At 37.0% G+C, this 25428-nt stretch carries 26 protein-coding genes and 5 pseudogenes; 8 read left to right on the plus strand and 23 right to left on the minus strand.

Annotation, left to right across the window (positions count from 1 at the left end):
* Positions 1-40: 40 nt before the first annotated feature.
* The 6 genes from RE409_RS17065 to RE409_RS17090 all read right to left on the minus strand — a co-directional run bounded on the left by RE409_RS17065 (position 41) and on the right by RE409_RS17090 (position 3172).
* Positions 41-832, minus strand: coding sequence for a DUF817 domain-containing protein (locus RE409_RS17065; protein ID WP_201187922.1), 792 nt, complete (start codon positions 830-832; stop codon positions 41-43).
* Between the two features lie 69 nt (positions 833-901).
* Positions 902-1123: a helix-turn-helix domain-containing protein gene (locus RE409_RS17070; protein WP_201185490.1), complete on the minus strand. Its 222-nt coding sequence runs from the start codon at positions 1121-1123 to the stop codon at positions 902-904.
* 10 nt (positions 1124-1133) lie between these two features.
* Entirely contained in the window at positions 1134-1616 is a 483-nt protein-coding gene (locus RE409_RS17075) for a DUF2975 domain-containing protein (RefSeq protein ID WP_201185492.1), read from the minus strand.
* 493 nt (positions 1617-2109) lie between these two features.
* The gene (locus RE409_RS17080; protein ID WP_201223914.1) at positions 2110-2391 is read right to left on the minus strand and encodes a hypothetical protein; all 282 of its coding nucleotides are present in this window, start codon (positions 2389-2391) and stop codon (positions 2110-2112) included.
* A 10-nt stretch (positions 2392-2401) separates the two neighbouring features.
* Complete coding sequence (locus tag RE409_RS17085; protein ID WP_201250734.1) at positions 2402-2791, minus strand: SHOCT-like domain-containing protein; 390 nt, start codon at positions 2789-2791, stop codon at positions 2402-2404.
* Between the two features lie 15 nt (positions 2792-2806).
* The gene (locus RE409_RS17090) at positions 2807-3172 is read right to left on the minus strand and encodes a DUF2089 domain-containing protein (protein WP_018393054.1); all 366 of its coding nucleotides are present in this window, start codon (positions 3170-3172) and stop codon (positions 2807-2809) included.
* Positions 3173-3320: 148 nt separating this feature from the next.
* Between RE409_RS17090 and RE409_RS17095 the strand changes: the two genes are divergently transcribed.
* Positions 3321-3488 (plus strand): hypothetical protein, encoded by a 168-nt coding sequence (locus RE409_RS17095; RefSeq protein WP_201223908.1) that lies wholly within the window; start codon positions 3321-3323, stop codon positions 3486-3488.
* Positions 3489-4066: 578 nt separating this feature from the next.
* On the plus strand, positions 4067-5302 hold the full coding sequence (locus RE409_RS17100) for an IS110 family RNA-guided transposase (protein WP_116821653.1): 1236 nt from the start codon (positions 4067-4069) through the stop codon (positions 5300-5302).
* 299 nt (positions 5303-5601) lie between these two features.
* Here RE409_RS17100 and RE409_RS17105 read toward each other — a convergent pair whose 3' ends face one another.
* From RE409_RS17105 to RE409_RS17140, 8 genes and pseudogenes are all read right to left on the minus strand, one after another.
* A complete protein-coding gene (locus RE409_RS17105) occupies positions 5602-5955 on the minus strand; it encodes a hypothetical protein (RefSeq protein WP_201223907.1) in 354 nt (117 codons plus the stop codon).
* A 51-nt stretch (positions 5956-6006) separates the two neighbouring features.
* Positions 6007-6306 carry a hypothetical protein gene (locus RE409_RS17110; protein WP_201223905.1) on the minus strand — a complete coding sequence of 100 codons (300 nt, stop codon included), beginning with the start codon at positions 6304-6306 and terminating at the stop codon, positions 6007-6009.
* Positions 6307-6315: 9 nt separating this feature from the next.
* Positions 6316-6531, minus strand: coding sequence for a hypothetical protein (locus RE409_RS17115; protein ID WP_201223904.1), 216 nt, complete (start codon positions 6529-6531; stop codon positions 6316-6318).
* Positions 6532-6539: 8 nt separating this feature from the next.
* Positions 6540-6734 (minus strand): annotated as a pseudogene (locus RE409_RS17120) (GNAT family N-acetyltransferase); the annotation flags it as partial.
* 164 nt (positions 6735-6898) lie between these two features.
* The gene (locus RE409_RS17125) at positions 6899-7333 is read right to left on the minus strand and encodes a hypothetical protein (RefSeq protein ID WP_309557834.1); all 435 of its coding nucleotides are present in this window, start codon (positions 7331-7333) and stop codon (positions 6899-6901) included.
* A gap of 249 nt (positions 7334-7582) precedes the next feature.
* Positions 7583-8089 carry a DinB family protein gene (locus RE409_RS17130; protein WP_201223900.1) on the minus strand — a complete coding sequence of 169 codons (507 nt, stop codon included), beginning with the start codon at positions 8087-8089 and terminating at the stop codon, positions 7583-7585.
* Positions 8090-8424: 335 nt separating this feature from the next.
* Positions 8425-9225: a nucleotidyltransferase domain-containing protein gene (locus RE409_RS17135; RefSeq protein ID WP_201223898.1), complete on the minus strand. Its 801-nt coding sequence runs from the start codon at positions 9223-9225 to the stop codon at positions 8425-8427.
* A gap of 632 nt (positions 9226-9857) precedes the next feature.
* Positions 9858-10262, minus strand: a pseudogene (locus RE409_RS17140) (IS110 family transposase); the annotation flags it as partial.
* 165 nt (positions 10263-10427) lie between these two features.
* Here RE409_RS17140 and RE409_RS17145 point away from each other — a divergent pair.
* Positions 10428-10549: pseudogene (locus tag RE409_RS17145) on the plus strand (IS6 family transposase); the annotation flags it as partial.
* On the opposite strand, the pseudogene RE409_RS17150 reads toward RE409_RS17145, so the two are convergent.
* Positions 10545-10728 (minus strand): annotated as a pseudogene (locus RE409_RS17150) (Tn3 family transposase); the annotation flags it as partial. The pseudogenes RE409_RS17145 and RE409_RS17150 overlap by 5 nt on opposite strands.
* A gap of 252 nt (positions 10729-10980) precedes the next feature.
* Here RE409_RS17150 and fmdA point away from each other — a divergent pair.
* The gene (gene fmdA, locus RE409_RS17155; RefSeq protein ID WP_201185513.1) at positions 10981-12159 is read left to right on the plus strand and encodes a formamidase; all 1179 of its coding nucleotides are present in this window, start codon (positions 10981-10983) and stop codon (positions 12157-12159) included.
* 28 nt (positions 12160-12187) lie between these two features.
* Positions 12188-12460 (plus strand): zinc ribbon domain-containing protein, encoded by a 273-nt coding sequence (locus RE409_RS17160; RefSeq protein ID WP_201185515.1) that lies wholly within the window; start codon positions 12188-12190, stop codon positions 12458-12460.
* Positions 12461-12993: 533 nt separating this feature from the next.
* On the opposite strand, the gene RE409_RS17165 is transcribed toward RE409_RS17160, so the two are convergent.
* From RE409_RS17165 to RE409_RS17195, 7 genes and pseudogenes are all read right to left on the minus strand, one after another.
* Positions 12994-13266 carry a hypothetical protein gene (locus RE409_RS17165; RefSeq protein WP_201223896.1) on the minus strand — a complete coding sequence of 91 codons (273 nt, stop codon included), beginning with the start codon at positions 13264-13266 and terminating at the stop codon, positions 12994-12996.
* Positions 13267-13398: 132 nt separating this feature from the next.
* Positions 13399-13818: a hypothetical protein gene (locus RE409_RS17170; protein ID WP_201223894.1), complete on the minus strand. Its 420-nt coding sequence runs from the start codon at positions 13816-13818 to the stop codon at positions 13399-13401.
* A 322-nt stretch (positions 13819-14140) separates the two neighbouring features.
* A complete protein-coding gene (locus RE409_RS17175; RefSeq protein ID WP_207196376.1) occupies positions 14141-14494 on the minus strand; it encodes a hypothetical protein in 354 nt (117 codons plus the stop codon).
* Positions 14495-14754: 260 nt separating this feature from the next.
* Positions 14755-15594, minus strand: a complete 840-nt coding sequence (locus tag RE409_RS17180; RefSeq protein ID WP_309557835.1) for a tyrosine-type recombinase/integrase — start codon at positions 15592-15594, stop codon at positions 14755-14757.
* A gap of 264 nt (positions 15595-15858) precedes the next feature.
* Positions 15859-16312 (minus strand): annotated as a pseudogene (locus RE409_RS17185) (cell division protein).
* A 150-nt stretch (positions 16313-16462) separates the two neighbouring features.
* The gene (locus RE409_RS17190; protein ID WP_201223890.1) at positions 16463-17335 is read right to left on the minus strand and encodes an AraC family transcriptional regulator; all 873 of its coding nucleotides are present in this window, start codon (positions 17333-17335) and stop codon (positions 16463-16465) included.
* A 111-nt stretch (positions 17336-17446) separates the two neighbouring features.
* On the minus strand, positions 17447-17899 hold the full coding sequence (locus tag RE409_RS17195) for a GNAT family N-acetyltransferase (RefSeq protein ID WP_201223888.1): 453 nt from the start codon (positions 17897-17899) through the stop codon (positions 17447-17449).
* Between the two features lie 389 nt (positions 17900-18288).
* On the opposite strand from RE409_RS17195, the gene RE409_RS17200 reads away from it, so the two are divergent.
* On the plus strand, positions 18289-19524 hold the full coding sequence (locus RE409_RS17200) for an IS110 family RNA-guided transposase (RefSeq protein WP_309557836.1): 1236 nt from the start codon (positions 18289-18291) through the stop codon (positions 19522-19524).
* A 645-nt stretch (positions 19525-20169) separates the two neighbouring features.
* Here RE409_RS17200 and RE409_RS17205 read toward each other — a convergent pair.
* Positions 20170-21354 (minus strand): serine hydrolase domain-containing protein, encoded by a 1185-nt coding sequence (locus tag RE409_RS17205; RefSeq protein WP_309557837.1) that lies wholly within the window; start codon positions 21352-21354, stop codon positions 20170-20172.
* A gap of 297 nt (positions 21355-21651) precedes the next feature.
* On the opposite strand from RE409_RS17205, the gene RE409_RS17210 reads away from it, so the two are divergent.
* A complete protein-coding gene (locus RE409_RS17210; RefSeq protein WP_201223882.1) occupies positions 21652-23445 on the plus strand; it encodes a helix-turn-helix transcriptional regulator in 1794 nt (597 codons plus the stop codon).
* A 615-nt stretch (positions 23446-24060) separates the two neighbouring features.
* A complete protein-coding gene (locus RE409_RS17215; RefSeq protein WP_309557838.1) occupies positions 24061-25290 on the plus strand; it encodes an IS110 family RNA-guided transposase in 1230 nt (409 codons plus the stop codon).
* Positions 25291-25428 lie beyond the last annotated feature (138 nt).

The following is a 25428-nucleotide window of genomic DNA, read 5'->3' on the forward strand; positions in this document are numbered from 1 at the left end:
TGCTAAGGATCCAACTTTTTTAAAAGAGGGTTCTTAACAGTTATAAAAATTGACTAGCATCGGTTCTAGTGGAATTTTTCCCCTTAACCTGCTTTAACATCGCTACTATAAGGAAACTAACAATGACTAATAAGAGCCATGAACTTACCTTTCCTAGATGAACGAGACTCCATGCATCGGTTTGGTTTGGATATTCCCAAGCTCCAAAGAACGTTGCGATATTTTCGGCTATCCATATAAAAAATCCGATGAGCACAAAAGAAAGTGCGATTGGCATACGATAACGAGTTCCAGCAACCTCGTATATGACCCATGATCGCCAAAAGACGATAATGACAAGTCCAGACAACCACCAACGAATATCAATCCAATAATGGTGGGTGAAAAAATTTAAATAAATCGCAGCTGCAAGAGGTACAACTACCAAAAACGGTGGCCACTTAACCAATTCAACCTTTAACCTTCTCCACGCCTGGCAAAGATAACTCGCTACACTTGCGTACATGAATCCGCTATACAAAGGCACTCCAAAAATTTTGAAATATCCTTCCTCTGGATAAGACCATGAGCCCATATGTACCTTGAAAAGTTCAAGAGCAAGACCAATAAGGTGGAACAATGTGATAACTTTTAGTTCGTCCCGTGTTTCAAGCCCAGAACGCACCATCCACCACTGCATCAGAAGGCAGATGATGAGCAGCCAGTCATACCGTGGCAGAAAGGGAAGCGGCATAAGTTTTGTAAAAGCCAACGAGGCAAAAATAACGGCAGGAAACAAACATGATAGGGCCTGCTCCCAACCAAAACGAACGAGTTGTTTTAGTGCTCTCATGATTAGTGCCTCCATTTTTTTAATGGTTAAATTCATGAGTAACTCCCCTTTTCTTTTTGTTCCTCTTTTTTAATCTTGGGTGTCGTCATCATTTCGATATTCTAAAATATCTCCAGGCTGACATTCTAAAGCCTTACAAATCGCCTCTAAAGTTGATAATCGAATCGCTTTTGCCTTGCCGTTTTTCAATATAGAAAGGTTAGCCATCGTTATTCCAACCCTCTCAGAAAGTTCTGTAACACTCATTTTCCTTTTAGCCAGCATCACATCAATATTGATTATAATTGCCATGTTATTCACCTCAGACTATTAAGTCATTCTCTGATTTTATATCGATGGCTTCTTGTAAAAGCCTTTGAAGAACAGCAGCAAAGACTGCAATCACCATTGAAGAAAAAATAATGACCAATCCGATTAATATGATACCTGGGGCGTCGTCCAGCTCCGCTATGAGATAAAAGAGCGGCATACCTACCACATACAAGATACTGATTGTGATTGCACAGTATTTTATTTTTGTTAGAGCACTTACAGATAATTCCGAGAAAGCTTTGTTCTTGTCAATATAGCTTAAAAGTTTAAAAGCTTGATATAGAGCAAAGTAAAATGGTATCGCCGATGCATACAAATCGATTAATACGAGATATTTGATATAAGTCATATCCGGATACAATTCTGCTGCAAACTTCGCTATCTCAGGCACCAAAAATATGCACAAAGCAAGAACTGGAATTCCAATAAGAATAACAGCTATCTTTAAAAAGAGTGTTGTTCCTCGTTTCATAAAAAGCACCTCACTTATTTATTGTCAATTTAATTTAACACGTTTTTTATCGTTTTACAATAAAACATTGTTGTTTTTTATTATATAATTATTGTTACCTAAATATCCTTTCATTTTAAAAAAATATAAAAAAGCATTCCTCATTACGAAGAAATGCTCTATAACTTTAAACTATTCAATTTATAACTTGTTCAACTAACCTGCCCCGTTAGTGCCATAAGAAAAAGGCTGCCGCAGCAACCCTTGTTATTGAAGTAATACAATTTATCACAATGTGAGTCGGTATAATTCATTTATAAGTGAATTATACTTTCAGTTCTGATTATAAAGTCTATTTCGTTAAGTAGAAGTGACACTTCACAAATTTAGTGAAGAATAGTTCATTTAAAATTAAATAACTTTATTGTTTTTTTATAATTTTCTCGGTATTGTAGCGAGAAATTAGGCTTTTTCTTCAAAATGCCAGTCAGTGGTCGGTGTATTCTATAATAAATTATAGTCTAACCTTAACCTCAGTACCGTCCTTAGCTTTGACATCTACTAGCACGATCCCCTTATAATTTTTCAGTTCCTTGACGATAGGCTTTAGCGTTTTTTTGTCTATTAGTGGAAAGGTAAAGTCCAGTTTTTTTCTTTCGAAGTGGTCTTTTGTCCATTTGTTTGCATTTTGCTGAAAAAATTTTGAAGACAAAATTGAAATAACAATGTTTAAAATAGCATATGGAATTGGGATGGTAAACCGAACGTCTTTTGCTTTCACTTTTACATGCATCATAAGCAAATCACTAATCAATGATGACCGAAACGGTATCCCCGTTTGCCGATTTAATATCAACAATTTGGCCATCTAATTCGTTTTCGATTGCTTCAATAATAAGGCTTATGTCTATATCTTTAATGTATTTTTCCGATTGAGGAATACTCGCTGCGATGCTGTGTCCAGCCATTAATACTACCTTGACAAGTTTTATAGGCAAATTGACCGTGACGTTATCATTTTCGGCTGATACAACACGAATTTTTAATTTTTTATCTAAAAATTTAGTCGGTTTTTCAAAAAGCTTATTACCTGTTTCTTCTTTCTCTTTTAATACCTGGATCAGTTCTGATCCCTTATCTGCATCAATCTTCCCTTCTTGAACCATTGTTAACACTCTTGTAATTTCCTCTTTCATATGATAAATACCTCCCTATTCCTCTTTTAAGAGCTTAATGGCTTCTTCTGGTGTGATTTCGCCATTTTCCAACATGGTGACAACTTTTTTCTCGTCTACTTCATTTTTCTTCTTCTGCACATATCCAAGGGATGAAATGATGTCTGTTAGCTTGCCTCGAACCGTTGGATACGAAATCCCCAGTTCCTTTTCAACTTCTTTGATATTCCCTCTGCATGTTAAAAATACTTCCACAAAATGAAGCTGATCCTTTGATAAGGATGCCAGCTTAGATAATTCAAACTCATTTTCAATCGTAGTGTGACAATGAGAGCACTGCAACTTTGTAATTTTCAATGTTTTACTGCAGACAGGACAATTTGTGATTACTTTATAAGCCATAATGAAATTCCTTCCTTTTAGTTGATTCGATTATATAACAAGTAATTAAAAATATAAATAATAAAATTTAAATTTTTTAATCCAAAAAATCAATAATATTAATTTATTATTTAATATTATTAATTATCCATTTTCATTATTTACCATAATGTTTGAAATTGTAGACATTCATCTTGGTGAAAATACCCAGTTACATAATGAGCACGATTACTTAGTCTTTGAGATGCTGATAATAATCCATGGATATTTGATATTAATATTCCAACTGATGATGATTCAGCAGTCGTTAGCATTGATGTATTATTTAATGATTTAAACTTGAAAATTATTAAGCTTACGGGTTGATTAATCTCAGATTATGCAGTGGTTTGAGGACTTAGTCTACATTTTAGTTATTCCAGAATATGGTGCTAATGTTGAATAAAACTTAGATTTTTAAACGACTTTATTGTTATATTTTTAAGTACAGTGAAGTATCTTATATCGAAAATTAAACAACTATATTTTAACCCCGTCCTAAATTTAGAACGGGGTTATGCTTGTTTTAGATTTTTTAAATTAAATAACTTTATTGTCTTTTTACACTAAGAAGAACTTTATATTGTTATACATTGCAATTTTTTCTTATTCAACTATCCTGCCCCTTTCGTATTATAAAGGTCAGCCAGTTATTTCTGGTTGAACAATTTTTATATCGATATATGATAACGGTAGCCGGGGTAGAACGTTCCTGCCCGTGGGGCTTGGACCCCGTCAACTAAACAGTTCGCCCCCTACTTGCTTAAACATGATTTGGCTGGTTGGGACCAAGATCTCGTATAACAAGCGAAGCTATGATACTGCAAGAAGGATTAGGGGTTACCGGCAATATTATGTTTTTGGAGGAGATAAAAAATGAATCCAGTGGTTGGTCTGGATGTAGCTAAAGGTGAAAGTCAGGTTCAAGCGTTCTTGGATAAAAAGAAGCCTTATAAAAGAAGTTTTAAAGTAGCACATACCATTGAAGGACTAGAGAGCTTACACCAATATCTTAGAGAGATAGAAAACGTAACAGGAATTCGACCTCCGGTCGTTTTAGAGTCTACTGGGCATTATCATACGCCCGTTGTACAGTATTTTGAGGAGAGAGGTTACTTATTAATTATCGTTAACCCACTCATTTCTTATCGTGCGAAGAGCTCTAGTTTACGGAAAGTAAAGACAGATTTAATCGATGCACGTCACCTCTGCGAGCTGTACTATAAAGAGGATTTAGAGCCTTATAAAAAACGAGGGATACAACTCTTAAATCTTCGTAATCTTTCAAGACAACATGCAAATATAACAGGTATCTATGTACAAACAAAACTACAGTTTCAGGCTGTTCTTGATCAAGTATTTCCTGAATATAGAGGGGTTTTTGGAGATTTGTATTCGGTTGTTTCTTTGCTTACTCTATTAGAATTCCCTACTTCTGAAGACATATCAGCAGTCGATGAAGAAACTGTAGCAAATAGGATTAATGAACTTTGTCCAAGTCGTTCTAGAAAGTGGGCGAATACACAGGCAGAGAAACTTATGGCTGCCTCAGCTCGAAATCCTTTTCAGAGAACTTTATATCAGAGTCACATTTTAAGCCTAGAGATGTATATAAAAATGCTTCTAGAATACCAAAAGCACTTATCCAAATTTGAAGAAGAGATAAATGCTTTGGCAAAAGAAATTGAAGAATATAAGATTATCCAATCCATCCCTGGTATCGGTGAAAAAATCGCTACAACGATTATTTCTGAAATTGGAGAGATTGATCGGTTTAATCACCCTAAAAAACTAGTGGCATTTGCCGGAATTGATCCAAGTATCTTTGAATCAGGTAAATTTAAAGGCTCAGTAAATCGGATTACCAAAAGAGGTTCTGGTAGACTACGACATGCCTTATATATGGCAGTTCGTTGTGCCATTCGTGATTGTCGCAAGAAGAAAACGACAGATGAAATCATCCCTCGGAACAAGAGATTACGAGAGTTCTATGATAAGAAACGTGAAGAAGGAAAGCCCTTTAAAGTAGCTGTGATAGCATGTGCCAATAAGCTTCTACAATGGATTTATGCACTATTACAAAATAACTCGACTTTCCAAGATCTAACCTAGTTTAAAAGTATAACTAAATAGCACAAAACTTTCCAAATATAGTTCATTGGAAGGTTATTTAGCATGCACAAATTTAGTATAGCATGAAATATTTTAAGTTTTCATTGAAAAATGTTGACTAACTATTAGCTGGTTTAGTTGCATAACAAAAAGGTTGCTTCAGCAACCTCCCTTATTGAAGTAAAGCACCCGTTAGTTTAAGTAGGAAACTTCACAATCTCAATAGAGCAAAGCCTATTGGTACATAATCAAATTTTTATCTTTAGTTGTATAGATTCCAATAAGAAACACGAGGACCCTTATTTATTTTCTTGTACTTCTTCAATTTCTTTTGCGAATTTTTTTAGAACATCATCTTTCATAGTATCGTGAATTTCTACTTTTTCTACATCAGTATGCTTATCTAAATGTTCATGTGATTGCGCTCCTATTTTAGCAGTTGTTACCGCTTTCTCTGCTACTTCTTTTTCAACCTCTTCTTTAAATTCCTCTTCTTTATCTAGGTTGAAACGTCCATTATTCATATTAATCACACTATATTCACCATATGTGTTTTTGTTTAAATAAAGAACATAAGTATTATCTTTTTCCAATTCTTTATAATGTTCTGTTGTTAGAATACGATCAATTAAAGAAATAAGTTCAATAATCATTAACTCACTATTTTCTCCAAGATTAGAACCTTCTGGTGTTTTTAAAACTTTTTAAATTGTAATTGGTGCTTTTGTGTAATAATCTTCAATTTCGTTTATTTCTTGAGCTGTTTCTGATTGAAAATACGTAACAAAATGTTCTCTCTCTTCAAAATCTGAATTCACTTCTGCAATAACAACAAGTTCAGTTTCTTTGAATAAACTTGATTCTTCATCATATTCTAAGTAATTTGCACCTACACTAATTGTTTCGGTCTCATCTGTTTTTTCACCAAATTCTTTTGCTTCATTTGAACATGCACTAGAAAATAATATCCCTATTAATACTGTACTCAATAATATCTTTTTCATAAGTTTCCCCTAAAATGGCCATTTTTTAGTGACTTCACCTGAATCATAGCTTGTTAGACTTGAAGGTATTGTTCTCCACCCTTGTGGCATAACAGAATTATAGGCTTTCGCTACATGTGCCATTTTAATAGAATGACCAATCTCATGTGCAGCATTCATTCGAATATAAGAGGCCGTATAATTTGATTGGGCTCTCATTTGATTATCATACATTGTAACAGTCACATAGGACTTTTTCCTTCCTCGTTTTCTGCTACAAATACATCGCTATTAGTAATGTTCTCTTTCCATAATTGCTCTCGTCCTTCATAAATCAAATTATTTAAGTATTCGTCTGGAATGATATTCGCATATGTAGTTTTCCAACTATCAACGTGTACTTTTGCTATACCTTCAGCATCAGCCAACGTTGCCTCTCTGATTATCATATTAGTTTCCCCTTTCAATCTTTCTCATATATATCAATATTCGGTTACGAACATAGAACATCCTTGTTCAACTAAACTGACCCGATAGTTCCATAAAAAAAGAGCTGCCAAAGCAACTCACTTATTGAAGTAAAGCACCTGTTAGTTCTTTAAGGAATAGCAGTTTAATGGTATTGAAACCAAACAAACCATCCTTTTTCCTTACTTTTAGCTAAAAATATTTGACCTTGGCCTAAGCTAGCTCCAGGTGCTTTGGGGAAATCTAAACGTACAGGCCATGATTTTTCAGCAATTTCTTTGCCACAAAAGGTCTTTGCCATTCCAAAATAGTCTTCTTCATCTTTATTGCCAACTGTTTCGGGAAAAGGTTTGGCAGTTACTACATCCCACTTAGTATATATGTCAGAAAAATCATCTATTCCAGTTCCATAAGTTTTTGGTATTAAAGTATTTAACGCTTTTATTACCTCTTTTTTATCCTTAATCGATGTTTTCTCTAATTCACTTAACACAGGACATTCTTTAGGTTGTGCGTATCCTTGAATTGAACAAAAAAACAACATCGGAATGGTAATAATCAATTTATATAGCATTTTCATAAAACTCACCTCAGAAGTTATCTTTCCTAATTTTAAGAAAAATAGTCCAGTTTTTGAGGTGTAATAGCTCAATTGTTATTCAACTAATCTGCCCCTTTAGTGCCATAAGAAAAAGAGCTGCCAAAGCAACTCCTTTATTGAAGTAAATTACCAATAGTAAAAGAAGATTTGAAGCTTTATAAAAAAGTTTTATCATTTCTGTGATCTTTCTTCCATCGAAGTGCTTTTTACTGGCGAGAACACAAAAAGTTATATTTTAAAGAGAAAAAATACAAAATCCGTTGGTATTCCTTGTTCACCTTGTTGATGAAGCATCGCCGTCACATTTCCGCGATGGTAGGTTCCATGATTTACTACATGGTGAATGAGGTCGGCAAGTATGAACTCCATACGCCCATATTGAGGGTGCTCAGTAATGAGGATTTGTTCTAGATTCTTTTGCTCTGCAAAAAAACTGTGAAATTCCTCTGAAAGACTATCATAGAACGCTTCGAGTTCATCTATCGACACTCCCGATACTATTGACTTTCGACGCTCAACTTCTCTTACAGTATCATGGAAGCTGCTTCCTTTCATCGTCTCCAACCAGGTAATATCTGTTGCATAAAGATGCATCAGAACATTTGAAATAGATGAGAAAACACTTTTAACAGTCTCGTTATAAACCTTATCAGGTAGTTGCTTCAAGTGCTGGAACACTTGTTGGTTAGCCCAAACATGGTAATCGTACATTTTCTTTACTCGGTTATTTTCCATTATCATACTCCTCTCTGTTTTAAAATTGAGGAAATTATTAGTACTACCAGGAATATTTAATTTTTTTCTTTTGTTCAGTTTGCTTCCTACATCTATATTCGACTATAGAAAGAATCATACTTTAAAAATGCCGCCAATTGGCGGCCATCTTATGGCACTAACGCACCCGTTAGTTCTATAAGAAAAGCGATTCTTATTAAAGAATCGCGCCCGATAATGGAATAACTATGAAGCTTCTATTAGCTGGCTTTAAACTCAATCGTTTCTCGGTTTTAACAGCCAGGTTGTTTTCTTTGTATTGATTATTTATGGACTGGAACTTCAGCTGGATAAGGTTATAAGTTATTACTTTTTAACAAATCATCTAAATTGTCAACCAGATCATTTATATCACTTAATAGTGTTATGGTATTGTTGCTAAGAATCATGATTATGTTTTCTTCCATCTTGTCTGGGAGATATTTGCATGTTTTTTGTGCGATCTTAATTAACTTCTTTTCTCCAGGGTGTGGCAACTCGTTAATCGCAAATAAGATATCAAAGTAACTTGCAAGTAACGCAGCAACCCTATGATTGACACTTATGTAGTCTTTTCTTTTTAGAGCTTTCTCGATTTGACAATAGTAGGATGTAACACTGTCTCGTAATAAAGGGTAATTTTTGTTAAGGATATTTTCTTTTAATTCTTTTGGAAAGGCTACGTTAATTTTATCCTGTAGTTTCTTTAATTGACCATTTTGATCATATAGTATTTTGGAATTTAAATAATTACTCCAAAAGCATGTAGTGTAACCGACCTGAGCCTGGAAATTCACTACCGTTTTCATAAGTTCGTTTTCAATCCAAGCATAATTTCTATATATAATTTCTATACCAATATTGGGTTCATTTAGCGTTCCATCATCTTCTGTTTCCCAATACTGGTTATTAATCTCCATATAATCCGAAAACGGTTCTAACAATTTTTTGCGAGTGCTGGTAGGGATTTCTTGATCACTATAAATATACAAATCTATATCAGAATGTTCATCTTGGGTATTTGTTGAAAGAGAGCCAGAGAGTACAACACCTTCCACTTCTTCTAACTGAGAAAATACAGACGAAATCTTCATAATCATGTCATTAATAGTATTCATTTTGGATTTCTTCCCATCTATTTTTTATTTTTCGTATTGCCCCAATTATAGGGTATTTATGGGATGTAAACCATTTTTATATTGGTAAATTGCTACCCTTAAAACAAAAATGAGGAGTTTAAAAAATTGCATTACCCTTATTCAAGAATATGGCCCAATTGTTAAAAAAAGGTCAAATAGCACTCTTGAACTCCCTCAGTATGATAGCTATATCTCTCGAATGCTCACTTATTCGCAGGATTTCATAACCCTTGAAAATACATTAACGGTTAAAAGCAATGAGCTCAGATCATTTTGGTTTCATGGAGGCATAGTTAAATAAAGGAGTAATAGGAAACTCCATATTCTACCATATAATGCACATAATCGAGGCTTTCCCTCCCATGTCTCAACGGGTCATCGAAAAATATGCCCTCTCATTCCTTCGTCATGCCTATCCAAGGGGTGGAGGCCAGTTATGCTAACCTAATGGGTCGGTGCCCTTCTGTTCAAGAAATCTGGTACTCCGTGCATCTTTGAAATCCTACGAATAAGAAAACATTCGACAAAAGATAAGCTGAAAATAAAGTATTAATTATTTTCAAGTGAGGTTCCCTTCGAGAACCTGTAAAGCATGATTTATTCAATAAAAACTAGGCTGCTAGAGCTGAAAAAGGTTGTAATTTTTGTGGGGAATAAGATTCATTTCGTTTGGCTATGCCTACAAATACTCGAGCCAGTTTACCAACCAATTTTATAATTGATTTCATTTTCTTTATTTTTTTCACCTTAACATTATTAGCTTGCAACGCTTTAAACTCAGGGTTATTCATGACAAGGCACATCGTCGCTAGGTATAAGAAACGCCGCAGTCTGGATCTCCCACGTTTAGAAATGATAATCTGACCTTTCCATTTACCAGAGCTCGCCTCGGAAAGATGTAACCCTGCATGACGAAGTAGAGAATTACCGTGGGCGAATCCACTTAAATCTCCAGCTTCCCCTAAAATTCCAGCTAAAGAGATTTCACTGATCCCTTTAATAGCCAACGACCGTTTTCGGTTACTTTTTAAAGCAATAATACGGTCAGTAATTCGGGTTAATAACCCCTATCTAAAAGCTATACCAAAATCAAATTACTAAAATGAAGAGTTTAAACCGTTTTTAGTGAATCATCTTACAATATCTGTCTTAGCGTATAATAAGTGCGTTTTGACGGTTGGACCCCTATATTGAGTGGTGTTGAAGCCATGCATATAATAAAAAGGGACAGATTGATTTACGGAATCAGTCTGTCCAAAATCAGAAAGAATTCATTGACCAAGTGTTTGGACTTATAGCATAAAATACGATTCCGCTAAGAATCTACTAGTACTAGAACCGTAATAACCAATCCCTCCATAGCCCCCATAGAAAATATGATTTTCAGAAAATAGATTTTGCTCATACAAATCCCATTTTGCACCATCGATGGGATGCGCCGTTTCGCGTTCCCCAATACTTTGGCAAATTGAATTTGTTATAGGGGTAAAGGTAGGATCCGTTGATTTTACCGCCATTCAGTCTTCCTGGAAACAGCCGCGTTCCCCTGCCGACCGTTTGCGAGTAGACAATGCGGCTTTTAGTCGGGCGTGTCATCAAGATTACGCTCGTCGGGGGGGGCGTCGTATCCCTCTGTTAAAATATGAATAATTTGACTATTTTTGTTAAAATGGTTAATATGAAAACGTATACATAGACTAACTTCATAGATCAATAGATTGAAGGAGGAGTAACATGCCTAAAACTTTGTTTAAACTTGATCTCAGTAAGCCAATGGAGCAACAGGCACACCCGGGGCATAATCGCTGGCATCCGGATATTCCCGCTGCTTTTTCGGTGGAGCTGGGCCAATCTTTCCGCATGGAGTGTAAAGATTGGACGGATGGACAAATTAGCAACAATGACGATCCTAGCGACATTAGGGATGTTATTTTGCCGCGAGTTCATGTGCTAAGCGGACCGGTTTATGTAAATGGAGTGGAACCGGGAGATTTATTAGTTGTTGATATTTTGGATATCGGTGCGTTTGCCGAGTCTGAATGGGGTTTTAATGGGATTTTTGCGAAGGAAAATGGCGGAAGTTTTTTAACGGAACATTATCCGAAAGCAGCGAAATCTATCTGGGACTTTGAAGGAATTTATACGACTTCAAGGCATGTGCCGGGTGTTAAGTTTGCCGGGCTCATCCATCCGGGGTTAATTGGGGTGGCGCCTTCAATGGAGCTTCTGCAAGAGTGGAACAAACGTGAAAATGAATTGAAGATGACAGATCCTGACCGCGTACCTGAACTAGCAACTTCTCCTCAAGCAGAGCATGCAGTGCTCGGCACGTTAAAAGGAGCAGAATTTGACCGGGTGGTCAAAGAGGGAGCGAGAACTGTTCCTCCAAGGGAAAATGGAGGAAACTGTGACATCAAAAATTTATCAAAAGGTTCAAGAATCTTCTTCCCAGTGTTTGTGGATGGGGCAAAACTTTCGGTAGGTGACCTTCATTTTTCACAAGGGGATGGCGAAATCACATTTTGTGGTGGAATTGAAATGGCGGGATGGATTGATCTTCGTGTCGACGTGATCAAGGGCGGTATGGAGAAATATAAAATTAAAGACAATCCTGTCTTCAAACCTGGTCCGGTTGAACCGAATTATTCCGATTATTTAGTGTTCGAAGGCATTTCAGTAGATGAGTTTACAGGAAAACAACATTATTTGGATGCGCATATTGCTTACCGCCGGGCTTGCCTGAATGCGATTGAATATTTGAAAACACTCGGTTATACAGGGGAGCAGGCTTATATGCTATTAGGTACAGCGCCTATTGAAGGCCGGATAAATGGAATCGTCGATATCCCGAATGCGTGTTGTACGGTGGCCATCCCGACCCAAATATTTGATAAAAATATTGATCCGAAGTAATAAATAGATGGATGAAGGGGGACTTTCCTTGCCTAGTTACACCTTTAACTGCAGTCATTGCGGTGAGTTCACACTATTCTTTAAGTCAATGGCAGGCTATAAAGGAACAGCGCAATGTCCGGACTGCCAGCAGGGGGCTTCCCGTGTCTACCAACCACCCAATTTGTTTTCTTATTCGAAGGAAATACGTACCCGTGTTGAACGAGGGATGGAGCCTCGTAGAATGACAAAAGAAGAATTAGGGCCAAAACAAAGAAAACGGAAACCACAAGTCAGTCGTCCATGGCAAGTAGGGCAGTAAGCAAAGACGATTTCTTCTATAAACACTAAAAAAAGCACAAAAAGGAAGATCAAATTCCTTTTCGTGCTTTTTGTTTTTATTCAATGGGGTAAAGGGTAGCATCTAAGATTTTACCGCTATCTGTTCAGAAAGTCGTCCTTTTCTGAACACGCTCAAATTCCCGTTGAAATGAATGTTTGTTACTTAGGTGATAATTTGCACTTATTTTAAGTGCTATTCTGCACGTATATTATTACTGTTACTTTTCATTTGTTTTGTCGTTTTTTGTCATAGAAAAAGGCGTATAGAAGGGGTAGCGCCAACATTTCGGATTTTGTATGCTAAGCAAATCCCAGCAAAAAAAGGCCGTTTCCTGTACGTTAGGAAATGACTTTTATTTCTCTTATAGTGCTAAAGCATCTGTTGAAAAAAGAATCAACTGTAACTTTGAAATAAAGATTGATCAAAATGGATTCTTTTCTAGTGATTTAGTAAACAATTTTTATAAAATAGTTTGATTATTTTTAGTGATCCTTGTAGAACTAACGCACCTGTTAGTTCATTAATATGTCTATTCCCCTTCCACAAAACATTATCGTTAGGATGAACCAAAATATATAATCTCTTTTTTTAACAATGTAGTTTTCAATTCCTGTTAGAAGGATGATTATTCCTGCAATTAATCTTAAAATTCCAGAGTAAATATAATCTATTCTGTCATAAGTTTGGAAATATAATATTATTGCAAAGATTATCAATACCCACTGTATAAACAGAATAGGTTTATTTCTGTCATCCCAAAATTCTTTTCTCAAAAAAGAACGCATTATTTTATCTCCTCAATCTAAATCAAAGTCTACTTGTATTATAAACTGTAATGAACTAAACTGCCCCGTTAGTTGCATAAAGAAAAAGCTGCCTTAAGACAGCTCCGATCTTCAACTAACGCACCCGTTGAACTACCGCCACCATTCTTTAACGGTAATTTCATGTGATTTCTTATTTTTATCTATAATTTCTACAAGACAATCATATTTTTCTAATTCACCACCTGAAGCACTAATATGTGGGTTTTCTAAATTAAAAACTATGCTTGCTGTTGCAGAACAAATATTATCTATCGGAATATTTTCACATTTTAAATGACGTTCGAAATCCTTCCCTAAATCATTTAAAGACTGCTCTATGACAGGGATTTCAAAAACTTTAGGTTTAATACTACTTCCTAAAATATCTATAACAATACTATCCATATTTTTCTCTTTAGCGATATTATATAAATGTTCAATAACATATCCGTTATCTCGATAATTCATTAAACTTAAAAAGCTATGAACAGTGTTATGTCCTATACTTTTTAATAATTTTAACTTAGCCATTTTAGCCGCTTCCGTACCATTTTCTTTAAATAAATTTTACCATGCTTCTTCAACTAAACTGCCCCGTTAGTTCATTAACAAAGTATCAAACTTTATTTCATGTCTACACAAACACCATTTACTGTATCTTGTAGTATTATGGCTCGTGTAGCGTTTGTGAACGTACTAGTCAATTCAGTTAACTTCACTTCTTTTCTGGAAAAAAGGGCAGTGGTGAAGCTCAATTTTAGTAAATTATACAAAAATATTTAGATATTAATTTATTTTAGAAACTTTTCATATAAAAAGCTACCCATTAAGAGTGGGTAGCAAGTAATACAAGTTATTTGAAAACAATTTGTAGTTTTCCATATACTTTGCCAGAAGAGTATCCATCTTTCACATCAACATAAAATTTACCTATTTTCATACCTGTGAATAATGTCTTTCCACCTGCTAAGCGATGATAGCCTGTGCACTTTCCAGTACTAGCATTGCAGAGACGAGACCATACGTTACTATAATTAGTCAATAACTTACTTCCAGAAGAAGTCTTTAAATAGATTGGGGAAACTAGTTCTACCTCTAAGTCACTACCTTTGTTAGGATTTCCAATTTCACCATCCCATTTTCCATCTTCTGTTTGAAAAGAATACTGAGGAACACTTGCTTGAGCAGAAGAAGTACCTAATACCATTCCACCTACCAGAACTAACACAAAGGTACTTAAGATTGAAAATAAGCTTTTTATGTTATTTCCTCCTCCAATCTTTATCCCTTTTATAATATCAGAATAAACTGATTATTTAAATGATTAAAAATGACTATAGCTTCTTAGATTCAAACATCTTTTGGTTGCGTCATCTTCATCGTTTTAACAGTTCTAGTCACTACGTTTGTTGAACTAACCTGCCCCGATAGTTTATTAAGAACAAAATAAAAAGGACCCTTGGTCCCTTAAAAATACTTTCTATACAAGTCTCTCCGCATTGCACCACTTAGATATGCATAAATTTTTGCGGTTTCACTTTTTTCATGACCCATTAAATTTTGAATCACTTCTAGAGGCGCTCCATTATTCAATAAATTTGTGGCGTAACTATGTCTAAGCTGGTGGGGATGAATGCTCTTTTTAATGTCCGTTCTCTTTGCTACCAGTTTTATAATGTTTCTCGCTTGAGAAATACTCATTCGATGGGGTGCACGTGTTGTCACAAATAGTGCTTCCTCATGATCTTTTCGTTCATTTAAATATCGCTTCAACCATATTTCACAACGAGTATTGAAATATACTTCTCGTTCTTTATGTCCTTTACCTAATACGATTGCTGATTGATTAGAGAAATTGATTGAGGCCCTATCTAGAGTTATTGCTTCACCAATTCTGCATCCTGTTGAATACATAAACTCAAATAAAGCATTTTCGAATGTTGTATGACAAGCTTCCCGCAAATGTTCAATTACCTCTTCAGACAAGTATTTTGGAACCCTTAATTCTAATTTTGGTTCCTTGATTTTGGAAGCAGGATTTCCATTAATTAAATTTTCATCCTGAGCCCATCTAAATAAAGATTTAATAAATCGAATTCTGTGACCCAGACTGGATGGCTTAAGCTTTTCAGCTGCTTTTCCCAGATAAACTTTAAGAGAATTAGTTGAAAGTTCTTGAATGGATATATTTCCAAAACTATTCACCAACAAGTTAAATTGGACGTAATAGGCCTTTAATGTTTGTGGAGAATAACCTTGGATTTGCTTATCTGCCTTATATAAACCCCATACATCAGTTAAGATCATACCTGTTTCTCTCCACTCTATACCATATTAATAGACAGTATAGACAAAAGAAGAACTATTATACTAGATTAGTAGATTTTTCATTAAACAATAGCACCGTTAGTTCATTAAGAACTGGTAATTTTAAAACGAGTACAGCTATTAATCAACCATTACTCCTAATCCATCAAGTCGTTTTTGTATAATTTAAAAGCATTTTTATAATAAAAGTCCACTCTTCTGGAACAAAAAAAGGCAACAACAACACCCTGTTGTTAAACAAGGTTAGAGCATATTCTCGGCAATCTTTTTCAGTGCCTTTGCACGAGAAGCGATAAATGCTCTCATGTACTTCTCCAAAAACAACTTATCAGCTAAAACTCCAATCGGACCGAACGGTGACTTATATTGAAATTTATCTATCATTATAGTTCCGCCTGGTTCTTCTATAAACTGATGTGTGTGAACAAAAGAATGGAAGGCTCCCTTCACCATAATATCTACAAACTTATTTGGTTTTTCCATTAATGTCACTTGGGCTTTCAGCCTTTGTTTAATACCAAAGGGAATGGCTTCCTAAGTTACAGTATCTCCCTCCTCTAATAGCCCCTCTGTCTCACCTTCAACAGCAATTTCCTTTGTTTTCGCTGTCGTTTTGGTGTGGATATCCACGCTCCTCAAGGTCAAAACATATTTCAACTGGTGCTTTAATAAATTGTTGATACTCAATAACAGGCATTTTTCATTCTCCTTATATAAGCACTTTCTAACCAACATTATAGCTGTTATAGCAAATTTCACCTAACCCTTATTCCATTATCCTGCCCTGTTTGTTCCATAAGAAAAAGCTGCCTTAAGACAGCTCTTCGGATAAATCCTTCGCCCATCCTTACTTTTTCATAACGGGGATCCATATTTCACTTCTAAATGTTGGTGAAGTTACATCTTTATTTTCATTCCAAAGGATTTCCGGCCCTTCTATTTGTTCATAGTTAGAGGATGGGAACCATTCAGAATAAATACGACCCCATACATTTTGCAGTGTTTCAGGAAAGGGGCCGACTGCTTCGAATACCGCCCATGTAGATGCATCAACTTCAAGCTGTGTTAAGTTATCTGGACACTCCCTCGTTGTTGCTGCGCCGATATAATGATCAAGCTCCCCTTTTTCGTCCAACCTTCCTTCGGAAAAGTTCGCAGATGCACTAAGCAGTCCTAATGGCTCGACATTCGATAGGCTTTTAAGTTCATTTATCGTTTTCTCGTCTAATCTTTCCCACATAGATGCGATCTCTGGATTAACCCCGTTAAAAATGATTGGAACTCTTTTTTTAATTCCAATTATGTGAAATGCCTCTTTTTCTTCAATTCGATAGTTCATTTCACTGCCTCCTTTAATGGATAATTGGAAGGACATCGGTGGATAGGCTTTAAGTGAATGGCCATTACTTCTCGCTTCTGATGGTGTGATGCCATGCAAATGTTGAAACGCTCTTGCAAAAGAATCTGGTGAGCTGTATCCGTACTTTATCGCTATATCAATGACCTTTATGTTGTTATCTTTAAGCTCAAACGCTGCAAGCGTAAGTCGTCTTCGGCGGATATACTCGGATAGTGAAATACCTGCAAGGAACGAAAACATCCTTTTAAAATGATATTCCGAGCAATAAGCTAGCCTTGCAACTTCTTTAAAGTCGATTTCGTTCGTAAGATTTTCTTCAATGAATTTAATGGCATCATTCATATTTTTGAGCAAACCCATTCAATGACCTCCTTATATCAATAGAATAGCAGGAGTTGAAACGAATCATCCGACATTCTGTGCACGATTATGTAGGGTCTAATCCCTTTCGCACCTGTTGTTAAAATAGTCTTATTGTTGATATGGGGATTTACGGACTTTTTGCATAAACCGTTCTGGATTATCAATCTGATTAAAACCGTATTTTTTATATAATGCATGTGCATCATTAGTAGCTAACATAAACCTACGAACCTCTTGTAGTTCGGAATGGTTGGTGATAACATCCATTAACCATTTTGATAATCCCAATTTACGATAGTCTGGTAATATAAACACATCGCTAAGGTACGCAAATGTTGCTAAATCTGTTATTACCCTTGCAAAACCAACTTGTTCAATACCTTCATTTCCTATTTCACCTTTATAAACCCCAAAACATAATGACGTATTTTCAATTGACCTTATTACTGTTTCCTTTGGTATCCCCTTTGACCAGTAAGCTTCTTGATTCAAAAAATTATGTATTAACTCTACATCTAAATACTGTTTATTAGTAGAGATCGAAAATCCTTTAATATTCATTTTACATCCCCCTGAACTTTTTTAATTTTCTGTAATTATATCAAACAACCGATTTTAATCTATTAAATTAACTTGCTCGATTAAGTTCATTTACCATCTTCTTTAACAATCTATCCCCTTGTTGAACTATCCTGCCCCTTCGTATTATAAAGGTCAGCCAGTTATTTCTGGTTGAACAATTTTTATATCGATATATGATAACGGTATCCGGGGTAGAACGTACCTGCCCGTGGGGCTTAAGATCCCGTCAACTAAACAGTTCGCCCCCTACTTGCTTAAACATGATTTGGCTGGTTGGGACCAAGATCTCGTATAACAAGCGAAGCTATGATACTGCAAGAAGGATTAGGGGTTACCGGCAAATATTATGTTTTTGGAGGAGATAAAAAATGAATCCAGTAGTTGGTCTGGATGTAGCTAAAGGTGAAAGTCAGGTTCAAGCATTCTTGGATAAGAAGAAGCCTTATAAAAGAAGTTTTAAAGTAGCACATACCATTGAAGGGCTAGAGAGCTTACACCAATATCTTAGAGAGATAGAAAACTTAGCAGGAATTCGACCTCCGGTCGTTTTAGAGTCTACTGGGCATTATCATACTCCAGTTGTTCAGTATTTCGAGGAAAGAGGTTATTTACTAATTATCATTAACCCACTTGTCTCCTATCGAGCAAAGAGCTCATCTCTACGAAAAGTAAAGACAGATGTGATTGATGCTTACCATCTCTGCGAGCTGTATTATAAAGAAGATTTGGAACCAAATAAAAAACGAGGAATTCAACTCTTAAACCTTCGTAATCTTACAAGACAACACGAAAATGTAACGGGTATATATGTACAAACGAAACTTCAATTTCAAGCAGTTCTTGATCAGGTTTTCCCTGAGTATCATGGGGTTTTTGGGGACTTATATTCAGTTGTCTCTTTACTAACCTTATTAGAATTTCCTACATCTAAAGATGTTTTGGTAGTCGATGAAGAAGCATTAGGTAATAAAATCGATGAATTATGTACAAGTCGTTCAAGAAAGTGGGCAAATACAAAGGCAAAGAAACTTATAGCTGCAGCAGCTAAAAATCCCTTTCAGACAACACTGTATCAAAGTCACATAATGAGCTTAGAAATGTATATCAAAATGCTTATGGAATACCAAAAGCACCTATCAAAGTTGGATGAAGAGATAGGTGCTTTGGCTAAAGAAATTGAAGAATATAAGATAATCCAATCAATCCCTGGTATCGGTGAAAAAATCGCGGCAACGATTATTTCTGAAATTGGTGAGATTGATCGGTTTAATCACCCTAAAAAACTCGTAGCATTTGCAGGAATTGATCCTAGTATCTTTGAATCTGGTAGATTCAAGGGATCCGTAAACAAAATAACCAAAAGAGGTTCGAGTAGATTACGGCATGCCCTATATATGGCTGTTCGATGTGCCATTCGTGATTGTCGCAAAAAGAAAACGACTGATGAAGTCATCCCTCGTAATAAGAGATTACGTGAGTTCTATGATAAGAAACGGAAAGAAGGAAAGCCCTATAAAGTAGCTGTTATAGCATGTGCTAATAAGCTTCTACAATGGATTTATGCACTATTACAAAACAACTCGACTTTCCAAGATCTAGACTAGTTTGAAAGTGCAACTAAATATCACAAAACTTTCCAAACGCTGTTCGTAGGGGGGCTATTTGGTATGCATATTTTTAGTATAGCATGAAATATTTTTAGTTTTTATTGATAAATGTTGACAAACTATTAGCTGGTTTAGTTGCATAAAGAAAAAGCTGCCTTAAAGACAGCTCCGATCTTCAGCTAAAGCACCCGTTAGTTCTATAAGAAAAGCGAAACTTCTTCTAGAATCGCGCCCGATTGTGGAATATCAAACTTCGTACAATTGTATCAGATGGATCAGTCTTTTTTGAACGCACCTGTTAGTGAATGAAGTATCTTAATGAAATCTAATAGATATCAAAAATTAACAACGATAATTTAATGACTGTTCCTTGTAAGAGCTACTTTCACAATGAACATTCTTTTTACTCATTGGTAATTGTATAAAAACATATAATTTGTTTTTTTGAGAACCATTCAACTTAACGTTTGTAACAACAAGAAAAATAAAAGGTTGATTCCTTAACGGCTTTTTTTAAGGTTAAATTTGCTTACTTTACAAAATTCCCGAAATGTTGGCAGTACCCCTTACATGAAGAGACTGCAATCTCAGCAAGAAAACCGACACCGCTCTCAAATAAAGGGAGCGATGTCGGCTTTAAACTTAACGGCCAAACTCCTTATTGATTATTTTATCGTGAGCCGGCGACACTACCGGGCCTACCGCGTTGATGGCCGTTATCAAAATATGCTTCCCGTCTAGAGATCCAACGGCTCTCGATTCATATCCGAAAGTACCGCCGGCATGCCCCCAGTAGGATTGCCCGTCCGCTGTTTTAAATTCATAAATTCCTAGTCCGACTTTACCAAAAGGTCCATCTACTGTTGTGTGCATCTGGTCCATCATCTCTTGAGATAGAAGCTCCCCGCTCAACAGCGCACTGAAGAAGGTAGTCAAATCTATGGTTGTTGAGACTATATCTCCGGCTGCATTTGCCCATGATTGATTCATTTCTGTAAAATCATACAAATGACCCGATCTGTCCATATTATATCCTGTGGCATGCTTACCCGGAATTTCGTGACTATTTCCCATCACAAATGTTCCTGTCATCCCAAGAGGTATGATGAAACGTTTCCTGATCTGCTCCGCATACGTTTCTCCTGTTACCTTCTGAATAATTTGACCGGCTAGTACAGTATTTATGTTGGAATAGTTCCAGCCCTTCCCTGGCGCAAATACAGGCGGCTTTGAAAGTCCCATGCCGATAAGCTCATCGACGGAATAGTAACGGTACGGATTTTGAGGCAAAGTAATATCTCGGAAATCCAAATCTGTATAGCTAGCAAGCCCACTTGTATGATTCAATAACTGACGAATCGTAATTTTATTGCCGTCATACCCTTTACCTTTTATGACCCCTGGCAGCCATTTTTCGACCGAATCATCCAGATTCAATTTTTTCTCGTCAGCCAACTGCAATACAACGGAGGCGGTGAACGTCTTCGAAATGCTTCCAATACGGAATGAGAAATCGGACTCCACCGGGCGTGGTACTTCGTAACTTGCTGTACCTGTAGCGTAAGACCAGCTTTTCCCGTCCTGTAGCCCGCCAGCTATGACACTTGGGACTCCTTTGGTGGTAACTACTTGATCCATGACGCGTTTGACTTCTTCCCGATGCTTTCTTTTCTTTTCTTTCTCGTTATTGCCAACTTTATCGATAGCTTGATAGGTTGCCGTCTGATCTTTTGCGTGGACAGTTCCATAAGCATGGAAAGCCAGTGGACCCGCCAATATAGCTGTTAAAGTAAGTGCAACTCCTTTTTGAATGGTGAATGATTTCATAATGCATCGCTCCTATTATTTTAGAATGTTGTTCTGATTTACCCCCTCATCTTACCTCCGTAATTGTAAAATCGAACAGTGATAAAACCGCTAAGCTTTTGATGACATCTTATTTGGACCTGTCACTTATAACGCATGACAAACTGTCAACTGTCATATATGACGTACTTTCTAAGCTAAATTCTAACCATTCCCCCCCCCTCTTTCGCTTGACGGATCGGGAAGTTATGGTGCATGATAGCTCTGAATCATTCGGAAATTGGTTTGAAAAAAAATACAAGTAGGTGTTCATAATCCGTGTTCTCCATAATGAAAAAATGGTTCTGGTATGATTGGATATTTGTGGCCATACGAACGCTTTGGCTGGTCATAATCACAAGCGCTGATTTTATCAATCCGTCATTAATCGATGCGTCGCTTTGGATTGTTCTTTCTCTTGCTTTTGTCGTTTACCTCGTTCCATTAATCGTCCGCTATAGGAAAGAAGACCGGTATCTTGCAGTCGATGTCACGGCAGCGGGCTTTTTTCATCTTTATTTAGCCTACGCAGCGCCGGGATTGCTTTGGTCTTTCGTTTTACTCGTGATGATTATCGGGTTGGAGAGCAGTCGAAAAACCTATATGTGGACAGGTGTCCTCTGTGGAATCGTATTCCCTGCATTGAACGGTTGGATCGCTGATCGTCTCCCGTATGAGTTTATCGTTAGCTGCAGCCTTGGTTTTGCCATCGGCATCGCGTTTAATATATTAATTCAGTCCCATAAGCAAGCCCGAATTATTCAAGAGCAGAAGCTGTTGCTGGAGCAGCATATTAAGCGGATTGAGGAGCTTACACTGATAGAGGAGCGCAGCCGGCTTTCACATGAGCTGCATGACACGATTGGCCATGCGCTTACCTCGCTCATCGTTGGCGTCGAATCGCTACGATCGTCCGTGCCGGATTCGCAGATCGAGAGGATCGATTCGCTTGTCGGTATTGCCCAGCACAGTCTGGATGATATCCGAAAGCATCTGCACCAGCTTTCTCATACTCCGTTAAGCCATTCGTTAAGTGAATCGCTGCGGCAATTAACCGAAAAGTTTATGAAGTCGACAGGTATAACGGTCAAATTTCGTGTGATCGGCAATGAGACTCTCGTTATGCAAAAAATAAAATTTTGTCTGTATCGCTGCCTTCAAGAGTCTCTAACCAACGCGGTTCGGCACGGCCAGGCGAGCGTGATATCCGTTCAACTGCATTTCGATAGTCAGCAGCTCCGGTTACAGATCGAAGATAACGGCATCGGAATGGAAGAAATCCAATTCGGATTCGGGCTCAATGGGGTGAAGGAACGGCTTGAACTATTTCACGGCACGCTGTCCGTTCATTCCGGGTCTGGGCAAGGAACTTTCGTCATATGTAATATTCTGTTGCAGACAGAGCCAGTACATGACACGATCCGCCTGCTGATCGTTGATGACCAAGCGATCATTACCGACAGTTTGGAGCAACTTTTGGATCAGCATGCTGATTTTACCGTCGTTGGTAAGGCCGGGGACGGGTGCGAAGCATTAGAACATTGTGAGCGGTCGCAGCCGGATATCGTGCTAATGGATATTCGCATGCAGGAAATGGACGGGCTTGAAGCTTTACTTGAGATGAAACAACGATGGCCTGATATGAAGATTGTGCTCATGTCAACGTTTGAGGATACCTTGCAGGCAGCAACTGCATTGGAGCGCGGGGCGGAAGGCTACATGCTGAAGTCGATTCATCCGCGGGAGATGAAGGAAGCCTTGAAACTTATTTATAACGGAGGAACCTGGATCGACCAATCGGTCGCTACGCGTGTTTTCGAAGAGATGAGGCGTCAACGCGAGCAGTTGGAGAAGATCGGCTCAAGTAAGGAAAACTACCCGTACGGGCTTACGAAACGCGAGATGGAGATTCTGGAGCATCTGTCAAACGGGTTGCGCTACAAGTCGATCGCCGCCAAGCTATTTTTATCGGAGGGAACGATCCGAAATTACTGCTCGAATCTCTACTCGAAGCTCGACGTCAACAACCGCGAAGAAGCAATAGAAATGGCGCGAACGGAGAATATAGTGTAGGCGCTGGAGAACTTTCCGATTTTTCTCTTGTTTTTTTCAAATGCTTCTTCCCCGTAATATTCAAATCGTTTATCATGCAATCTTAACAAGTTAAAGTCATATAATAGTAGTTTGAACCATTATAGAAATTTAAACTGTTTTTCAACAAAAAAGCGCATTAATCCTCCTTGGATCAACACACTAGTTAAATTTATAAGCGCCTTGTATGTTTTTTTATTTTTAACACGTTTCTTATTCAGCTCCAGTTGTTTAATTACATTTCTTCACCATACAATTTAAATATCCATCTCATAAGAAGTGTTACTCCATTAAATGGCCCAATTGTTGAATAAAGATCAAACAGCACTCTTCAACTATCCTGCCCCGATCGTATTATAAAGGTCAGCCAGTTATTTCTGGTTGAACAATTTTTATATCGATATATGATAACGGTAGCCGGGGTAGAACGTTCCTGCCCGTGGGGCTTGGACCCCGTCAACTAAACAGTTCGCCCCCTACTTGCTTAAACATGATTTGGCTGGTTGGGACCAAGATCTCGTATAACAAGCGAAGCTATGATACTGCAAGAAGGATTAGGGGTTACCGGCAATATTATGTTTTTGGAGGAGATAAAAAATGAATCCAGTGGTTGGTCTGGATGTAGCTAAAGGTGAAAGTCAGGTTCAAGCGTTCTTGGATAAAAAGAAGCCTTATAAAAGAAGTTTTAAAGTAGCACATACCATTGAAGGACTAGAGAGCTTACACCAATATCTTAGAGAGATAGAAAACGTAACAGGAATTCGACCTCCGGTCGTTTTAGAGTCTACTGGGCATTATCATACGCCCGTTGTACAGTATTTTGAGGAGAGAGGTTACTTATTAATTATCGTTAACCCACTCATTTCTTATCGTGCGAAGAGCTCTAGTTTACGGAAAGTAAAGACAGATTTAATCGATGCACGTCACCTCTGCGAGCTGTACTATAAAGAGGATTTAGAGCCTTATAAAAAACGAGGGATACAACTCTTAAATCTTCGTAATCTTTCAAGACAACATGCAAATATAACAGGTATCTATGTACAAACAAAACTACAGTTTCAGGCTGTTCTTGATCAAGTATTTCCTGAATATAGAGGGGTTTTTGGAGATTTGTATTCGGTTGTTTCTTTGCTTACTCTATTAGAATTCCCTACTTCTGAAGACATATCAGCAGTCGATGAAGAAACTGTAGCAAATAGGATTAATGAACTTTGTCCAAGTCGTTCTAGAAAGTGGGCGAATACACAGGCAGAGAAACTTATGGCTGCCTCAGCTCGAAATCCTTTTCAGAGAACTTTATATCAGAGTCACATTTTAAGCCTAGAGATGTATATAAAAATGCTTCTAGAATACCAAAAGCACTTATCCAAATTTGAAGAAGAGATAAATGCTTTGGCAAAAGAAATTGAAGAATATAAGATTATCCAATCCATCCCTGGTATCGGTGAAAAAATCGCTACAACGATTATTTCTGAAATTGGAGAGATTGATCGGTTTAATCACCCTAAAAAACTAGTGGCATTTGCCGGAATTGATCCAAGTATCTTTGAATCAGGTAAATTTAAAGGCTCAGTAAAAACCAAAAGAGGTTCTGGTAGACTACGACATGCCTTATATATGGCAGTTCGTTGTGCCATTCGTGATTGTCGCAAGAAGAAAACGACAGATGAAATCATCCCTCGGAACAAGAGATTACGAGAGTTCTATGATAAGAAACGTGAAGAAGGAAAGCCCTTTAAAGTAGCTGTGATAGCATGTGCCAATAAGCTTCTACAATGGATTTATGCACTATTACAAAATAACTCGACTTTCCAAGATCTAACCTAGTTTAAAAGTATAACTAAATAGCACAAAACTTTCCAAATATAGTTCATTGGAAGGTTATTTAGCATGCACAAATTTAGTATAGCATGAAATATTTTAAGTTTTCATTGAAAAATGTTGACTAACTATTAGCTGGTTTAG

It is taken from the genome of Peribacillus sp. R9-11, assembly GCF_031345095.1.
Classification (GTDB): Bacteria; Bacillota; Bacilli; order Bacillales; family DSM-1321; genus Peribacillus; species Peribacillus butanolivorans.

Coding starts and splice junctions, on each gene's coding strand:
- RE409_RS17135 (WP_201223898.1), bottom strand. CDS start 9,225: ATGAATACTATTAATGACATGATTATGAAGATTTCGTCTGTATTTTCT.
- RE409_RS17100 (WP_116821653.1), top strand. CDS start 4,067: ATGAATCCAGTGGTTGGTCTGGATGTAGCTAAAGGTGAAAGTCAGGTT.
- RE409_RS17080 (WP_201223914.1), bottom strand. CDS start 2,391: ATGATGCATGTAAAAGTGAAAGCAAAAGACGTTCGGTTTACCATCCCA.
- RE409_RS17200 (WP_309557836.1), top strand. CDS start 18,289: ATGAATCCAGTAGTTGGTCTGGATGTAGCTAAAGGTGAAAGTCAGGTT.
- RE409_RS17065 (WP_201187922.1), bottom strand. CDS start 832: ATGAGAGCACTAAAACAACTCGTTCGTTTTGGTTGGGAGCAGGCCCTA.
- RE409_RS17125 (WP_309557834.1), bottom strand. CDS start 7,333: ATGAAAATGCTATATAAATTGATTATTACCATTCCGATGTTGTTTTTT.
- RE409_RS17075 (WP_201185492.1), bottom strand. CDS start 1,616: ATGAAACGAGGAACAACACTCTTTTTAAAGATAGCTGTTATTCTTATT.
- RE409_RS17190 (WP_201223890.1), bottom strand. CDS start 17,335: ATGGGTTTGCTCAAAAATATGAATGATGCCATTAAATTCATTGAAGAA.
- RE409_RS17205 (WP_309557837.1), bottom strand. CDS start 21,354: ATGAAATCATTCACCATTCAAAAAGGAGTTGCACTTACTTTAACAGCT.
- RE409_RS17175 (WP_207196376.1), bottom strand. CDS start 14,494: ATGGTATTAGGTACTTCTTCTGCTCAAGCAAGTGTTCCTCAGTATTCT.
- RE409_RS17215 (WP_309557838.1), top strand. CDS start 24,061: ATGAATCCAGTGGTTGGTCTGGATGTAGCTAAAGGTGAAAGTCAGGTT.
- RE409_RS17165 (WP_201223896.1), bottom strand. CDS start 13,266: ATGCGTTCTTTTTTGAGAAAAGAATTTTGGGATGACAGAAATAAACCT.
- RE409_RS17110 (WP_201223905.1), bottom strand. CDS start 6,306: ATGAAAAAGATATTATTGAGTACAGTATTAATAGGGATATTATTTTCT.
- RE409_RS17105 (WP_201223907.1), bottom strand. CDS start 5,955: ATGATTATTGAACTTATTTCTTTAATTGATCGTATTCTAACAACAGAA.
- RE409_RS17070 (WP_201185490.1), bottom strand. CDS start 1,123: ATGGCAATTATAATCAATATTGATGTGATGCTGGCTAAAAGGAAAATG.
- RE409_RS17085 (WP_201250734.1), bottom strand. CDS start 2,791: ATGAAAGAGGAAATTACAAGAGTGTTAACAATGGTTCAAGAAGGGAAG.
- RE409_RS17180 (WP_309557835.1), bottom strand. CDS start 15,594: ATGATCTTAACTGATGTATGGGGTTTATATAAGGCAGATAAGCAAATC.
- RE409_RS17095 (WP_201223908.1), top strand. CDS start 3,321: ATGTTTGAAATTGTAGACATTCATCTTGGTGAAAATACCCAGTTACAT.
- RE409_RS17170 (WP_201223894.1), bottom strand. CDS start 13,818: ATGGCTAAGTTAAAATTATTAAAAAGTATAGGACATAACACTGTTCAT.
- fmdA (WP_201185513.1), top strand. CDS start 10,981: ATGCCTAAAACTTTGTTTAAACTTGATCTCAGTAAGCCAATGGAGCAA.
- RE409_RS17090 (WP_018393054.1), bottom strand. CDS start 3,172: ATGGCTTATAAAGTAATCACAAATTGTCCTGTCTGCAGTAAAACATTG.
- RE409_RS17130 (WP_201223900.1), bottom strand. CDS start 8,089: ATGGAAAATAACCGAGTAAAGAAAATGTACGATTACCATGTTTGGGCT.
- RE409_RS17195 (WP_201223888.1), bottom strand. CDS start 17,899: ATGAATATTAAAGGATTTTCGATCTCTACTAATAAACAGTATTTAGAT.